Source organism: Mesorhizobium sp. M8A.F.Ca.ET.165.01.1.1 (genome assembly GCF_004792065.1).
Taxonomy (GTDB): Bacteria; Pseudomonadota; Alphaproteobacteria; order Rhizobiales; family Rhizobiaceae; genus Mesorhizobium.
Map to the genome: position 1 here is coordinate 1 of NZ_SRTH01000208.1, position 298 is coordinate 298.

Here is a 298-nt window from a genome sequence, read left to right on the forward strand (position 1 = left end):
GGCCGCCTTGGCATGGCATTGCCGGCCGGCCACCTCGGAGTATTTCGGGTTGACCGGCCAGATCTCGCCCTTGAAGCCGCCGCTGACGATGTTGTCGAAGACGACACGGCCAACCGAGCCTTCGCGCACCGATGCGCCGAATACGGCAACCGACTTCGGGGCGAAAGCATGTTCCAGATTTCGGATCGTCACCCCTGTGTCTCCCGTTCGCGGCGATAGTCGCCAAACGAACTTGCCCGTTCATTGCGTTGGATCAAAGCCTGCTGCGCTGGTGGCGATTAGCTGTGCATGAGGTCGA

General features: G+C 61.4%; 1 protein-coding gene. It reads right to left on the reverse strand.

The window, feature by feature from the left end; all coding sequences use genetic code 11:
• A partial coding sequence (locus EN808_RS35780) for a CoA-binding protein (protein ID WP_135918263.1) occupies positions 1–192 on the reverse strand: 192 nt, incomplete at its 3' end.
• Positions 193–298: the final 106 nt, after the last annotated feature.